14 protein-coding genes, 1 other RNA gene and 1 riboswitch are annotated in these 14,387 nt (G+C 67.3%); of the genes, 6 read left to right on the top strand and 9 right to left on the bottom strand.

The genetic code is table 11. From position 1 onward, the window contains the following. The 4 genes from cobO to ACZ5MJ_RS02720 are packed head-to-tail and all read right to left on the bottom strand — an operon-like array spanning position 1 to position 4,402. Positions 1 to 633, bottom strand: coding sequence for a cob(I)yrinic acid a,c-diamide adenosyltransferase (gene cobO / locus ACZ5MJ_RS02735; protein ID WP_464222204.1), 633 nt, complete (start codon positions 631 to 633; stop codon positions 1 to 3). After that, positions 630 to 1,469, bottom strand: coding sequence for an ABC transporter ATP-binding protein (locus tag ACZ5MJ_RS02730; RefSeq protein WP_464222202.1), 840 nt, complete (start codon positions 1,467 to 1,469; stop codon positions 630 to 632). Before ACZ5MJ_RS02730 ends, cobO begins: the two co-directional genes overlap by 4 nt. Further along, complete coding sequence (locus ACZ5MJ_RS02725) at positions 1,466 to 2,473, bottom strand: FecCD family ABC transporter permease (RefSeq protein ID WP_464222201.1); 1,008 nt, start codon at positions 2,471 to 2,473, stop codon at positions 1,466 to 1,468. Before ACZ5MJ_RS02725 ends, ACZ5MJ_RS02730 begins: the two co-directional genes overlap by 4 nt. Before the next feature lie 15 nt (positions 2,474 to 2,488). Next, positions 2,489 to 4,402, bottom strand: a complete 1,914-nt coding sequence (locus ACZ5MJ_RS02720; RefSeq protein ID WP_464222199.1) for a TonB-dependent receptor plug domain-containing protein — start codon at positions 4,400 to 4,402, stop codon at positions 2,489 to 2,491. Between the two features lie 74 nt (positions 4,403 to 4,476). After that, positions 4,477 to 4,795: riboswitch (cobalamin riboswitch) on the bottom strand. A 200-nt stretch (positions 4,796 to 4,995) separates the two neighbouring features. On the opposite strand from ACZ5MJ_RS02720, the gene ACZ5MJ_RS02715 reads away from it, so the two are divergent. From ACZ5MJ_RS02715 to ACZ5MJ_RS02690, 6 genes are all read left to right on the top strand, one after another. After that, positions 4,996 to 5,301 carry a hypothetical protein gene (locus tag ACZ5MJ_RS02715; protein WP_432257981.1) on the top strand — a complete coding sequence of 102 codons (306 nt, stop codon included), beginning with the start codon at positions 4,996 to 4,998 and terminating at the stop codon, positions 5,299 to 5,301. After that, entirely contained in the window at positions 5,298 to 5,630 is a 333-nt protein-coding gene (locus ACZ5MJ_RS02710) for a cell division protein ZapA (protein ID WP_464222198.1), read from the top strand. Before ACZ5MJ_RS02715 ends, ACZ5MJ_RS02710 begins: the two co-directional genes overlap by 4 nt. 267 nt (positions 5,631 to 5,897) lie before the next feature. After that, a non-coding RNA gene (gene ssrS / locus ACZ5MJ_RS02705) (6S RNA) lies at positions 5,898 to 6,115 on the top strand. A gap of 142 nt (positions 6,116 to 6,257) precedes the next feature. Then, positions 6,258 to 6,698, top strand: a complete 441-nt coding sequence (locus tag ACZ5MJ_RS02700) for an EVE domain-containing protein (protein ID WP_464223637.1) — start codon at positions 6,258 to 6,260, stop codon at positions 6,696 to 6,698. A 59-nt stretch (positions 6,699 to 6,757) separates the two neighbouring features. Further along, positions 6,758 to 7,582: a sulfite exporter TauE/SafE family protein gene (locus ACZ5MJ_RS02695; protein WP_464222197.1), complete on the top strand. Its 825-nt coding sequence runs from the start codon at positions 6,758 to 6,760 to the stop codon at positions 7,580 to 7,582. A 114-nt stretch (positions 7,583 to 7,696) separates the two neighbouring features. Beyond that, a complete protein-coding gene (locus ACZ5MJ_RS02690) occupies positions 7,697 to 8,395 on the top strand; it encodes an SIMPL domain-containing protein (protein WP_464222195.1) in 699 nt (232 codons plus the stop codon). 48 nt (positions 8,396 to 8,443) lie between these two features. Here ACZ5MJ_RS02690 and ACZ5MJ_RS02685 read toward each other — a convergent pair whose 3' ends face one another. From ACZ5MJ_RS02685 to ACZ5MJ_RS02665, 5 genes are all read right to left on the bottom strand, one after another. After that, positions 8,444 to 9,997 (bottom strand): malonate--CoA ligase, encoded by a 1,554-nt coding sequence (locus tag ACZ5MJ_RS02685; protein ID WP_464222192.1) that lies wholly within the window; start codon positions 9,995 to 9,997, stop codon positions 8,444 to 8,446. A 72-nt stretch (positions 9,998 to 10,069) separates the two neighbouring features. Beyond that, entirely contained in the window at positions 10,070 to 10,852 is a 783-nt protein-coding gene (locus tag ACZ5MJ_RS02680; protein ID WP_464222190.1) for an enoyl-CoA hydratase/isomerase family protein, read from the bottom strand. Between the two features lie 44 nt (positions 10,853 to 10,896). Further along, on the bottom strand, positions 10,897 to 11,910 hold the full coding sequence (locus tag ACZ5MJ_RS02675) for a Bug family tripartite tricarboxylate transporter substrate binding protein (RefSeq protein WP_464222189.1): 1,014 nt from the start codon (positions 11,908 to 11,910) through the stop codon (positions 10,897 to 10,899). A 172-nt stretch (positions 11,911 to 12,082) separates the two neighbouring features. Next, positions 12,083 to 13,546, bottom strand: coding sequence for a malonyl-CoA decarboxylase domain-containing protein (locus ACZ5MJ_RS02670; RefSeq protein WP_464222188.1), 1,464 nt, complete (start codon positions 13,544 to 13,546; stop codon positions 12,083 to 12,085). 72 nt (positions 13,547 to 13,618) lie between these two features. After that, positions 13,619 to 14,332: a GntR family transcriptional regulator gene (locus ACZ5MJ_RS02665; protein WP_464222186.1), complete on the bottom strand. Its 714-nt coding sequence runs from the start codon at positions 14,330 to 14,332 to the stop codon at positions 13,619 to 13,621. Positions 14,333 to 14,387: the final 55 nt, after the last annotated feature.

The raw sequence follows: 14,387 nt of genomic DNA, 5'->3' as shown, positions 1-14,387 counted from the left end.
CTACATCTCGACGCCGCGCTGCGCCTTGATGCCCTGCTCGAAGGCATGCTTGACCGGCGTCATGTCGGTGACGGTATCGGCCGCCTCCACCAACGCCGGCGGCGCGCCGCGGCCGGTGATGACCACGTGCTGCATCGGCGGGCGCGCGCGCAGGTCGGCAATGACCTGCTCCACATCAAGATAGTGCAGCTTGAGCGCAATGTTCAGCTCATCGAACAGCACCAGGCCGATGGCCGGGTCGCGCAGCATGCCGCGCGCCACTTCCCAGGCGGCCTCTGCCTTGGCCACATCGCGGGCGCGGTCCTGGGTTTCCCAGGTGTACCCCTCGCCCATCACGTGGAAGGCGCACTCGTCGGGGAAGCGGCGCAGGAACATCTCCTCGCCGGTGGGCTGCGCGCCCTTGATGAACTGGACCACACCGGTGCGCATGCCGTGGCCGAGCGCGCGCACCACCATGCCGAAGCCGGAGCTGGACTTGCCCTTGCCGTTGCCGGTGGTGATGACGATCACGCCGCGCTCGTCCCGCGCGGCGGCAATCTTGGCGTCGACGACTTCTTTCTTGCGCACCATGCGCGCCTTGTGGCGGGCATCGCGGTCCGGGTCTTCTGCAAGCGGGTTCTGGGTATCGGTCATGATGTATGTCGGGTGTAGACGGGAGCGGCGCCGTCAGGAATCAGCGCAGTATGCGCGCCGTCGGTGACGCTGACGATGGCGGTGCGCAGCGCGCGCGAGCAATGTTCGGGGGTCAGCACTTGCGATGCGGCACCTTGCAGCGTGGTGCCGTCTTCGGCCATCAGCAGGGCGTGGGTGGCGTAGCGCAGCGCCAGTGTCAGGTCGTGCAGGATCACCACGATGGCGTGGAGCCCCGCGCTGGCCAGCGCGGCCAGTTGTTCCAGCACCAGGATCTGGTGGCGCAGGTCCAGGTGCGACACGGGTTCATCCAGCAGCAGCAGCGGCGCCTGCTGTGCCAGCGCGGCGGCCAGCGAGGCCCGCTGGCGTTCGCCGCCCGACAGCGTCAGCACATCGCGCGCCGCCAGTGCCTCGATATCCATGGCGCGGATCACGTCGTGGACGATGCGGTCGTCCTCGCGCCCGGTCCAGCCCCAGCCGGACAGGTGCGGATGGCGGCCCACGCGCACGGCGTCGAGCACCGGCATCGAGAAGGTGTCGTGCACGGACTGCGGCAGGTAGGCGCGCTGGCGCGCCAGCACCGCAGGTGCAACCTGCGCCGGCGCGGTGCCGTCGATCTCGACGCTGCCGCCGTCGGCGTGGCGCAGGCCGGCCAGTACCGTCATCAGGGTGGACTTGCCTGCACCGTTGGGCCCGGCAATGCACCACAGCTGGCCCGGGCCGATGGTCATGCTCAGGCTGTCCACCAGCACGCGCTGGCCGGTGCGCAGCGTCACGTCACGCAGCACGAGTTGCGGGCAGGCAGTGAGAGGATGGGACCAGTGCGCACCCTGGCTCATCGCGGCCTCCGCAGCAGCAGGTAGAGGAAGGTCGGCACACCCAGCAGCCCGGTGATCACGCCCACCGGCAGCTGCGCGGGAGCGACCACGGTACGTGCGATCAGGTCGGCGGCCATCAGCAGCGCCCCGCCCAGCAGCGTGGCGGCCGGCAGGAGCAGGCGCTGGTCGTTGCCCCAGGCCAGGCGCACCAGATGCGGCACCACCAGCCCGACAAAGCCGACCGAGCCGGCCGTGGTGATGGCCGCGGCGATGCAAAGCGACGCGAGCATGAAGGTCGCCAGCCGCACGCGGCCCACGCGCACGCCCAGCGACTGCGCCACGGTCTCGCCCAGCAGCATCACGTTGAGCGCGCGCGCCATCGGCATGGCCAGCAGCAGCGCCACCACCAGCATGGCCAATGCGCCGCCGTAAGTGGCGGTGCCGCTCAGGTCGCCGGTCAGCCAGAACAGCATGCCGCGCAGGCGCGATTCCGGCGCGACGGAAAGGACCAGGGTGATGACCGCACCCCAGCCCGCGGCCAGGATCACACCGGTCAGCAACAGCCGGGCACCGGCCTCGCGGTGGCCGCCCTGCACTTGCGGATGCAGCAGGTCGCGCCGCGCCAGCGACGCCACCAGCACCATCGCCAGCAACGCGCCGGCCGCGGCGGCGGCCTGCACGCCCCACCACGGCGCCAGCAGCAGCATGGCCAGCAGCGCGGCGGTCGAGGCGCCACCCGATACGCCCAGCACATAGGGCTCAGCCAGTGGGTTGCGCAGCAGCACCTGCATCAGCGCGCCGGACAGGGCCAGCAGCCCGCCACAGGCAAAGGCCGCTGCCGCGCGCGGCAGGCGCAGCTCGCGCACGATGGCGCCGGCGGTGCCGGTGTCGGCGCCGCTGAGGGCAAGCCAGAGCTCGCGCGCATCGAGCGACACGCTGCCCAGCGCCAGCGATAACGCGAACGCCAGCAGCGCCGCGAGCGCCAGCGCCAGCCAGATCGCCAGGGCGCGCCGGAACTCAGACATGGCGCGCCCGTGCGCTCATCGCTGGCGCCAGCCCAGCGTGATGAAGCCCGCGCGCCCCTGCGTGTTGTAGGGGTAGGCGAGCTGGTAGTTCTTGTCGAACAGGTTTTCGACCCGGGCGGCGATGAACCATTGCTTGTCGATGTTGTAGCGGGCGTTCAGGTTGACGATACCGTATCCGCCCAGCGTGCGCGAGCCGGCATCCAGGCGCGACGACGACAACAGCCATTCGCCGCCGAAACGCCAGTTGCCGAAATTGCGGCCCACGTCCAGCGCGGCATGGCGGCGCGCGCGGCGCAACAGCTGGGTGTTGGACTGCTCGTCGACCGGGTTCTGGAAGGTCACGCTGGCGCCAATGTCGGTGCCGTAGACGCTGGCACGCCACGAGGCCTCGATGCCCTGCACCTTGGCCTTGTTGACGTTCTGCGCCAGGAACATGCCGTTGGGCTGCAGCGCCGCCACGATCAGGTCGTTGTAGCGCGTCTCGAACGCGGTCACGCGCAGCAGGCCGGCGCTGGCGGTGGTGTACTGCACGCCCGCCTCGACCGACTTGGCGCGCTCGGGTTGCAGGTTGGGATTACCGAAGCCGGGGAAATACAGCTCGTTGAAGGTCGGGGCACGGAAGGCGTTGCTGACATTGGCGATCAGCTTGAGCGCGTTGGTCAGGTTGTAGCCGTAGCCGGCGAAGAAGCTCCCCTGGTTGCCAAAGTCCGAGTAGTGGTCGTTGCGGGCATTGAGCTGCAGCTGGTGCTTGCCGAAGTGCCCGTCATAGCCGCCGAACACGGAAAATACGTTGCGAGTTGGGGTGAAGGCAGCGCCAAAGCTGTTGGCATCGAGCGTCTGCTGCAGGTAATCGGTACCGAATAGCAGCGTGTGGGCGGCAGCCAGGGCGTACTCGTTCTGCCAGTTGAACTGGCGGTTGCGTGTATGGAAGGCGCCGTTCTGCGTGCCATTGAGAAAGCTGTCGCTGCGGTCTTCACTCTGCGCCAGCTTGAAATGCGTGGTCCAGTCTGGCATGAGCTTGCCGTTGGCAAAGGCCGACACGGTGTACAGCTCACTATTCATTCGGTTGTCGTCGGTAGGAAGACCGAATGCACTGTCGAAAGACACTTTGCTCTTCGAGTAATAGCCACTGACACCGGCATCCCAGTCGGGCGAGAAGCGGTGCTTGACCTGCCCTGACAAGCTCTGGTTCTCATATGGGTTGCTATTGGGATTGGCATTTGGCGCCTGGCGCGTATTGATCGACGAGAAGCCGTCCGTCTTGTAAGCCGAGCCGGTCAGGTTGAAGGAGGTGTCGCCGATCTGCCCACCGTAGCCAACAGTACCCTGGCGCGTGTTGTTGCTGCCATATTGCACCTGTGCGTTCGCGGCAGGTGCCTGGCCCGCACCACTCTTCGTGAAAATCTGTACCACGCCACCAATGGCGTCGGAGCCGTACAGTGCGGAAACATTGCCACGCACAACTTCGATGTGGTCAATCTGGTCTGGCAGGATATTCTCGAGCTGCGCCGTGCCGGTGCTCGATGACGATATGCGCACGCCGTCGATCAGGACCAGGCTCTGGTTTGAGTTGGCCCCGCGCATGAACATCGACGTGGTCGACCCCATACCCCCGTTTGTCGAGAATTCCACGCCAGCCTGGTTGCGCAGCAGCGTGCGCAGGTCGGGGGCCTGCGAGTTGACGATGTCCTGCTGCGTGACCACCGTGGTATGCGGCAGCGCCTCGGTAATCGACTGGGCAGTACGGGTGGAGGTGACCACCACCGGCGCAAGCTGCGCGGTGCGGCTGTCGGTGCCGCTGTCGGCCGCCTGGGCGAACGACGCAGTCGGAACAAGGGTGAACGAGGCGATAGCCGCCAGGATGGCGGGCACGGACGGACGCACCGCCGGGCTTGCCGGGCGGGTCGACCTGAGGAGCGATGAACGCATGATGCAGGACTGGATAGGAATGGCCGGGCCCGTTCCCCCGCGGACCATATGGCGATGAGGCGTGCCGCGCACGGGCGGCAGCCCAAGTTCAGGCCGGTATCCGGGCTGGCGACACTGGGCCGGCGCCTTCCCGAACCTGTCGGTTCAGTGGCGTGTGGCCGGTCCTGCAGGGCATGTGGCCGGGAATGGATCCGGCTTTGCCAGCGGCGTTGCCGGCAGGCTGGCTGTCGGCTATGTCGGGGTCTGGCAGATGCGCACCGCGGTCGCTTACCGTTGCGGGGGCAGCACAGGTTGGCCCGTCCGGCACGCAGCCGGCCTGGCTCCCTGTTTCCCGTTGAACTGCCCTTTCGCCAGGGACGAAAAGGGCGAGCACCTGGAACGTGCGCGAGTCTATGGGGTTTCGCCCCTCGCGTCAACGTACCTGCCGCACGTATGCCGGTAGCGTTTTGTCACAACTCTCGCAGCGTTTTGAGTGCAGAAGGCTGCAACTTCCATGCGGGTGCCCGGTCACAAACCCTTTCCTCCGCATTGTGCAAGCCAGCGCATCGGCTAGAATCGCGATACCTGACACTACTCCCATCATGACAGGCCCTATGCTCACCGAACTCGAACAACTGGCCGCCAAGATCGGGCGCGTGCTGCACCATGCGGACACCCTGGCGGCGGAGAACCAGCGGCTGCGCGACGAGATCGCCCGGCTGGAGGGCGAAGCCGCGCAGTTGCGCGGCGAGCGCGAGGCCATGGCCGCCGACCGCGAGCTGCTCAATATCAAGATCGAGGAAGCGCAGCTGCGCATCCAGTCCATCCTTGACAAGCTGCCGACCGCCAGCGACACGCGCCAGCTCGACCTGCTCGGCGAAGAAGCGGCGGCGCACAAGGCCCCCGGAGAACACGCATGAGCAACAAGCAAGTCGAAGTCAATATCGCCGGCCAGGCCTACCGCTTTGCCATCGCGCCCGAGAACGAGGCCGCGCTGCTCGAAGCCGTGGCCCTGGTCGACACGCAGATGAACAAGCTGCGCAACGGCAGCGCGGCCAAGGGCGTCGAGCGCGTGGCGGTTATGGCCGCCATCAGCATCGCCTCTGACCTGCTGTCGATGCAGCGCAAGCAGCAGGCCGAAGGCGCGATCCCGGTAGATGCCATCCGCGCGCGCATCCGCGAACTCAACGACCGCGCCGACGAAGCCCTGCGGCAATATGCGCACGTGGGCACCGGTACGCGTGGCTGAGCGATGACGATGGGATGTGCTGCGGATGCCGCGCTGTCGCGCAAAATGTAACGACACGCGCAAGTGGACTTGGTATGGCCTGTAACGCGGTGTATAGTGTAGCCAGACTGCACGAGGCACCACAGATGTGCAGCTGACTGGCCAGGTTATCGCGCCCGGCCGCCGTTTTCATCCCATCCTAGTCAGAAACGGCAAACGTCTGACATCCCGCACGCGGATCCGGTTTTCCGGGTACGATGATGCGGCTGGAAAGTCAGACGTTTGACAGTTTCCCTGCCTGGTTCGTGAGGGTCATAAACTCCTTGAACCGATATGCATTGCATGGTGCGGGATCATGTCGCGTGGGCGAGCGCGTCATCGCATTCATAGTCTGGGCCTGGCTTGGACTCCCTGAGTGGATGATGTACCCGAAATGCGACTTCCGCAGCCACTCTGAACCTCACTTGGGTTCAGGATGCCGACCCAGCGGCCAAGGCGGGGACCCCTTAAAAAGGCGGTGGTTTTCTGAACCATCGCCTTTTTTCTTGCCTGTGTTTTTCGTGCCTGCCGATTTTTTCCGCAGGCCTTCCATTCCTGAGCCGCGCCGTGAGCCCCAACCAGAACCAACGCGCCCGCCAGTACTGGCTGATGAAATCGGAACCGGACGAAGCCAGCATCGACGACCTGGCCCGGGAAGGCACGCTGCCCTGGACCGGCGTGCGCAACTACCAGGCGCGCAACTTCATGCGCGACGCCATGCAGCTCGGCGACGGCGTGCTGTTCTACCACTCGTCGTGCCCGGAGCCTGGCATTGCCGGCCTGGCCGAGGTCTGCTCGGTACCCTACCCCGATCCCACCCAGTTCGACCGCAAGAGCCCGTACTTCGACGCCGCCTCCAAGGCCGAGGCCCCGCGCTGGCTGCTGGTCGACGTGCGCTTCGCGCGCAAGAGCGCGCTGATCCCGCTGGCCGCATTGCGCGAGCATGAGGAACTCGCCGACATGGTGGTGCTCAGGCGCGGCAACCGGCTGTCGATCACGCCGGTGACGCCGGCGGAATGGCGCTTTATCACCGGCAAGCTGATGCGCTGAACCAGCGCGCGGCCGGGGCGGGCCAGACTGACAACAATAACAACGACCTTCAAGACACAATGCAGTTCGACAACCTGCCGGTGCTGATTCCCGCCCTGCTTGCCCTGGGCGCTTTCACCGGCTTCTGCGCCGGCCTGCTGGGCGTGGGCGGCGGCATGATGATGGTGCCGTTCCTGACGCTGCTGTTCACCAGCCTGGGCTTTGCCGACGAAGCCATCGTCCATATGGCGATCGCCACCTCGATGGGTACCATCCTGTTTACCTCGCTGTCGTCGGTGCGCGCCCACCACAAGCGCGGCGCGGTGCGCTGGCCGATCGTGCTGGCGCTGGCGCCTGGCATCCTGATCGGCGGCATGGTCGGCGGCGGCAAGGTCTTCGCGGTGCTCAAGACCAGCTGGCTGTCGCTGGCCTTTGCCGGCTTCGTGGGTTTCTCGGCGCTGCAGATGCTGCGCAACCGGCGCCCCAAGCCCGGCCGGCAACTGCCGGGCTTCGCCGGCATGGCGGGCGCGGGCGGCGTGATCGGTTTCCTGTCGAGCCTGGTGGGCGCGGGTGGCGCCTTCGTCTCGGTGCCGTTCATGACCTGGTGCAATGTGCCGATCCACAACGCGGTCGCCACCTCGGCCGCGCTTGGCTTCCCGATCGCCGCCGCGAGCGTGGCGGGCTACATCTGGAGCGGCTGGCAGGCGCCGGGACTGCCGGTTGGTTCGCTCGGCTATCTCTACCTGCCCGCGCTGCTGGTGATCGCGGCGGCCAGCGTGCTGACCGCGCCGCTGGGCGCGCGCACCGCGCACCGGATGGATGTGGGCCAGCTGCGCAAGATCTTTGCCGTGCTGCTGCTGTGCCTGGCAACCTATATGTTGTGGAAGGCCTGGCAGGCCTTCTGACCCGAACGGAGGAGGTACGCTCGCGCCGGCTTCGTAACAATGGTTTGCAATGTCGCGGAACGATTGCCCCTTCGCTTACGTCTGATACCCATCACGTTTGAACGGGAGAAGAACATGAAACAATGGCTCGTCGCCACTCTGCTGGGCACCACCGCCGTCGTCGCTTCGGCGCATGGCGGCCCCACTGAAACGCCGTCGGGCGTGCTGTCGCTGAGCGCGCAGGCCGTCACCGAAGTGCCGACCGATATCGTGCACCTGACGCTTGCCGCGGAACAGGAAGGCGCCGAACCGGCCGCAATCTCCTCGGGCCTGTCGACCCGGACCCAGGCCGTCATCACGCAGGCGCGCCGCGTCCAGGGCGTGACCGCCGAGTCTGGCGGCTTCACCATCCATCCGAACACCGACCGCAACGGCCGCATCAGCACCTGGCGCGGGCGTTCCGAGGTCATCCTGAAGTCGCGTGATTTCTCGGCGGTGTCCAGGCTCGCGGGCGAACTGGCCAGCCAGATGCAGGTGCAGAACATCACCTTCTCGCTGTCGCGCGAAGCACGCGAGGCAGCCGAGGCCAAGCTGGCCGAGCAGGCCATCGACTCGTTCCGCAGCAAGGCGCAGTCGACCACCAAGTTGTTCGGCTACAACAGCTACACCATCCGCGAAGTCAACCTGAATGAAACCGGCGTGGTGCCGCCGATGCCGCGCATGTACGGTGCCGCCAAGGCCATGATGTCCGACTCCGCGGTGCCGGTGCCGGTCGAGGGCGGCAAGACGCAGGTAACGGTGTCGGTCAATGGCTCCGTGCAGATGCTGAAGTAAGACAGCCGCGCCCTGCGCCATCGCGCAGGGCGCTTGCCTTCAGGTCCCTCAGAGCACCGCGAACTGCTCGCGCAGCACGTTCTTCTGCACCTTGCCCATGGTATTGCGCGGCAGCTCGTCCACCATGTGCACGCGCTTGGGCACCTTGAAGTTGGCGATGCGGCCCTTGAGCGTGCCGATCAGCGCCGCTTCATCAATCTCCGCGCCCGCCTTGCGCACCACCACCGCCACCACTGCCTCGCCGAAGTCCGCGTGCGGCACGCCGATCACCGCGCTCTCGGCCACGCCCGGCATCTCGTCGATAAAGCTCTCGATCTCCTTCGGGTAGACGTTGTAGCCGCCCGAGATAATCAGGTCCTTGCTGCGCCCGACAATGGTCAGGTAGTGGTCCGGCACCACGCGCTCGCCAGCCTGGCTGACGATGGCGCCGCCGAAGCGGCCGACGTCGCCGGTCTTGAACCAGCCATCCTCCGTGAACTCTTCCCTGGTCTTCTCCGGCATGCGCCAGTAGCCCTTGAACACGTTCGGGCCCTGGACCTCGACATTGCCGATCTCGCCCGGCGCGCACGGCTTGCCCTCGCCATCGACCACGCGCGCCGACACGCCCGGCAGCGGCATGCCGACGGTGCCGCCGATGCGCTCGCCCAGCGTCGCGTCATACGGATTCGACACCAGCATCACGGTCTCGCTCATGCCATAGCGCTCCAGGATGGTATGGCCGGTGCGCTCGCGGAAGGCATCGAAGGTTTCCAGCAGCAGCGGCGCCGATCCCGACACGAACAGCCGCATGCGGCGGCAGGTGTCGTCGTCGAAGCGCGGCTCCTGCAGCATGCGCACGTAGTAGGTCGGCACACCCATCATCACGGTGCAGCGCGGCAGGAATTTCAGCACCTGCGCCATGTCCAGCCTTGGCGCCCAAATCATCTTGGCGCCGGCCAGCAGTGCCCCGTGCGACGCGACAAAGAGGCCGTGCACGTGGAAGATCGGCAGCATGTGCAGCAGCACGTCGTCGCTGCGCCAGCCCCAGAACGCATGCAGCGTCTGCGCGTTTGAGGCCAGGTTGCGATGCGTCAGCATCGCGCCCTTGCTGCGGCCGGTGGTGCCGGAGGTGTAGAGAATGGCGGCAAGGTCGTCGTCCTGGCGCGCGACCGTCTCGAAGGCATCCGGCTTGCCCGCCGCGCGCGACAGCAGCGAGCCGCTGCGGTCGTCGTCCAGCGTAAAGACGTGGTTCACGCCGTGGCGAAACGCCACCTTGGAGACCCAGCCGAAGTCCTTGCTGCTGCAGACCACCACCGACGGCTCGGCATTGCCGACAAAGTAATCGATTTCGGCTTCCTGGTAGGCGGTGTTCAGTGGCAGGTAGACGTAGCCCGCGCGCAGCGTGGCCAGGTACAGGAACAGCGCTTCGGGAGACTTCTCCACCTGCACCGCCACGCGCGCGCCTTCAGGCAGGTGCAGCGAAGCCAGCAGGTTGGCCAGCTTGGCGGTGGCGCGGTCAAGATCGTCCCAGCTGTAGTACAGCCCGTCATGGGTTTCGATGCAGCAGGCGGTGCGGTCGGCGGGGAAGCGGGATTCGAACAGGGCGAACAGGTTGGCGTTCATGGCGGGGATCGAACGAAAGGCTAAGAAAAACGAAGAAGACGAGGATGTGGGAAGCAGTGCTGGCGGTGTGCCCTACTCCCCGCGAAACTGCGGCGGCCGGCGCGCGAGAAAGGCAGCAACCCCTTCCGCGTGGTCAGCGCCTTCGGCATAGGCAAAATGCGCATCCAGTTCAGCCGGCGAAAGCGGTGCCGGCGACGGCGCCAGCCGGCGGATGGTGGCCTTGTTGATGCGGGCCGCGGCGGGCGCGCCGGCGGCGATGCGGCGCACCGTAGCGTCGACCTCCGCAGCCAGCGTGCCGGGCTCGACCACGCGCGTCAGCAGCCCCTTATCGCGCGCCTCGGCAGCGTCGAAGACGCGACCTTCGAGCAAGATCTCGAGCGCCGCGGCACGGCCCGCCAGCGCCAGCAGGCCTTGCAGCTCGCCGGGCGCCATCGGGAAGCCCAGCCGGTTGATCGGCACGCCGAAGCGGCTGTCCGACGCGGCGATGCGCAGGTCGCAATGGCAGGCGATTTCCAGCCCGCCACCCACGCAGACGCCCTCGATCATCGCGACGGTCGGGTGCGTGCATTGCGCCACCGCCGCCAGCGCGGGGGCGATGGTGGCCATGTGGTAGCGGCGCACCGCGGCCTCGTCGCCGCGCTCGGCGGGAAACTCGGCAATATCGGCGCCTGCGGCAAAGTTGCCGTCGGCGCCGCGCACCACCACGCAGCGCAGAGAGGGATCGGCCGACAGGCGCGCAAAGCCCGCGGCCAGCTCGCGCCACATCTGCGCGGAAATGGCGTTGAGCTTGCCCGCGTGCGACAGCGTCACGGTGGCGGTGGTGCCCAGCGCGGCAAACTGCACGGTACCGCTCATGGCTGTGCCCCCTGGCATCGGATCAGCATTGGCATGGTGTCCCGTCAGTCGATCGTCGCGCCGGACTGCTGCACCACCTGGGCCCAGCGCCGGATCTCGGCGCGCTGGAACTGCGCGAACTGTTCCTGCGTGAAGGCGGGCGTATCCGAGCCATTGTTGAGCCAGACCTGCTTGAGGTCCGGCGTATTCAGCGCCTTCTCGGTTTCGGCGTAAAGCCGGTCGACGATCTCCTTGGGCGTGCCCTTGGGCACCCACATCGCATACCATGTGGAAACGTCAAAGTTGGGCACGCCGGCCTCGGCCGCGGTCGGCACATTGGGGAAGGCGGCCGAGCGCTTGGTCGAAGCCACCGCCAGCGCCTTGATGCGGCCGGCGCGGATATGCTGCGCCGATGAGCCCAGGCCGTCGAACATCAGGTCGACCTGGCCCGCGATCAGGTCCGACAGCGCCGGGCCAGCGCCCTTGTACGGGATATGGGTGATAAAGGTCTTGGTCTGGAGCTTGAACAGCTCGCCGGCCAGGTGGTGCGACGAGCCGTTGCCGGCCGACCCGTAGTTCAGCTTGCCGGGATTGGCCTTGGCGTAGGCAATCAGCTCCTGCAGCGTGTTGGCCTTGACGCGGCTGGGGTTGACCACCACCACCTGCGGCGGCTGCGCGATCACCGTCACCGGGATGAAATCCTTTTCGATGTCGTAGTCCAGCTTCTTGTAGAACGACGGCGCGATGGCGTGGTGGGCGCCGCCGATAAACACCGTGTAGCCGTCCGGCGCGGCCTTGGCCGCAATGCTGGCGCCGACCGTGCCGCCGGCGCCGCCGCGGTTGTCGATCACGAACTGCTTGCCGAGCTGCTTGGACAGCTGCGCGGTCAGCGGCCGGGCAAAGGCGTCGGTGCCGCCACCGGCGGGGAACGGCACGATCACGGTAACGGGCTTGGAAGGCCAGGTATCGGCAAGCGCGGCGGGGGCCGCAATCATGGCGCCGGCGCTGATGCCGGCCAGGCCCAGGGCCATGCCCGCGGCGCGCGCGCATGCGGCCAGGCTGAACTGACGACGATTCATGTTGTTGTCTCCTCTCTCTTCCGGAAAGTCAATCTGATGGGCCACACGCACCTGCACAGGCGCGCCGCACGGCTGGCTTTGCTTCTACGACATGGGTCCCGACAAAAGAACGCGGCGCGCCAGGCGCCGCAGGTGCGAGGGCGATCACCGTGACCGGACTAGCGGACCAAGGTCACAGCAGCTTCCCGACGCTGCGGCTGATGCGCGGGTTGCCCGCGCCCAGGCGTGCCAGATTGTCATCCAGCGCCTCGGACACGTAAAGGTAATTGACCATCATGCCGCAGCTCTGGCTGCGGCCTTTGCGCGACAGGTCGGCGCCCCAGTTGAGCCGCTCCACGCAGGCACCGTTGCCCAGGTGGAAGCGCGCCACCGGGTCGGCCGGCATCGACTGGTTGCGCTCGCGCACCAGGAAATGCGCGGCCAGGGTCATGGCGGTGTCGCGGATCATGGGATCGGCGGCATCCGGCGCCAGCGCCTCCAGCCACCCCGCACCGTCGGCGGGCGCGTCGCCGTGGCGCTCACGCCAGCGCGCCACACGCTTGTCGCCCAGCACGCGCGCCACGGCATCGCCATCCTGCTTGCGCAGCCAGTCGGCAAACCCCGGGATCGGCGACAGCGTGGCGAACTGCTTCACTTTCGGGAATTCGCGCTGCACTTCCTCGATCACGCGCTTGAGCAGGAAATTGCCGAAGCTGACCCCGCGCAGGCCCGCCTGCGTATTGCTGATCGAATAGAAAATTGCCCACTTGACGCGGCGCAGGTCCTCCAGCGGCGCAGCCTCATCCAGCAAGGTATGGACATCGGCCGCCATCTCCGGGGCGAAGGCCACTTCGACAAAGATCAGCGGCTCGCGCGGGATGCGGGGGTGGAAGAAGGCGTAGCAGCGGCGGTCGGAATCAAGGCGGTTGCGCAGGTCGGTCCATGAGGCGATCTCATGCACGGCCTCATAGCGGATCAGCTTTTCCAGCAGTGACGCCGGCGAGTCCCAGGTGATCGGCTGCAGCTCCAGCAGGCCCACGTCGAACCAGTTGGAGAACAGCGCCTCGAGGTCGTCATCGAGCGGGCGCAGGCCGGGCATGCGGCGCTGCCAGCGCAGCATGTCGGCGCGCAGCTGGATCAGGAAATGCAGGCCGCAGGCGCTGCTGCCGCGCTGGCCGTGCAGCGCGGCCAGCCGCTTGAAGAAGCGGATGCGCGCGTTGGACAGTGCCTGGCTCAAGCCCGACGGCCCGGCCTGCGCGCGCGCGCCGCGCGCACCCTTGTCGGCGTCGGCCGCGCCGTCTTCGCTGCCGCTGCCGGCCACCTCGGCCAGCACCGCCAGCATGCCGCGCCGGGTGGCCTCGCCGGCGGCCTCGTACTCGGTCTGCCAGGCCTGCGCGGCGGCATTGGCCGCGCCATCGGTCAGGCGCGCGTCGAAGCACAGGCGCAGCTGCTCGCGCTGGCGGCGGACCACGCGCGGCGGCAGCGGTGCCTCGCCATCGGCCGGCGTGGCCGCGGCGGACTTGCCATTGGCCCTGGCGTCGCCCTCGCCCTTGCGTCCCCACCAGCGGCCCAGCCGCGACAGGATATTCGAGCCCGACGGCTCGCTCTCGCCCAGCGGCGCACTGATCTTCTGGTCACCCGTGTCGAAGGAATTCATCCGGTACCTGCCTTGGTGCATCGATCGGAACGTGGGAACAACATCGGACTGGCCTGGCGTGGCGTTGCACGGCTATTCTTCGCCGCCCGCCACGCGCAACGCAGGCGGCGCGCGCACGGCCTGCGTCTCTGCCGCCATGGCGCCGGCGTCCAGAGTCTTGAGCGCGCCGCGCTGGCGCAGCAAGTGGGTCTTCATCATCGCCTCGGCGCCTTCGGGGTCGCGGGCCTTGAGCGCGGCAAACACCGACAGGTGCTCGGCGCAGGATTCCTGGATCCGGCCCGGCAGCTTCAGGCTCTTGTGGCGCGACAGCCGCAGCACCTTGCGCAGGTCGCTGATCAGCCCCGTCAGCCAGCGGTTGCCCGCAAGCCGCTGGATCGCTTCATGGATCTGGGCGTTGGTCTCGTAGTAAGCGTCGATATCGCCGGCCTGCGCGTATCGCGCCAGGTCGGCATGCAGGCCGTCCAGCGCATCCAGGTCGGCGCGGGTGGCGTTGCGGGCGGCCTCATAGGCGCAACGCCCTTCCAGCAGCGCCATCAGCGGGAAGATCTCGTCCAGGTCCTGCTCGGACAGTTCATTAACGAAGCAGCCGCGGCGCGGCTCCAGCCGAAGCAGGCCCTCGGCGGCCAGCACCTTGAGCGCCTCGCGCAGCGGCGTGCGTGAAATGCCCAGCGTTTCGGCCATCGCGCTCTCGTCGATCCATGCGCCGGGCACCAGCCTATGCGTGTCGATCATCGCGCGCAGCCGGTCTGCCACTTCCAGGTACAACGCCTGCTGGACGATGCGCATGCTTCCTCCGGGTCTCTTTGGCGTGACCGGCCCGCCGATCACGATCCGATTGCGG

It is taken from the genome of Cupriavidus sp. LA-1 (genome assembly GCF_055385985.1).
The sequence above is the reverse complement of the archived record's forward strand: the minus strand, read 5'-3'. Positions and strand labels throughout refer to the sequence as shown.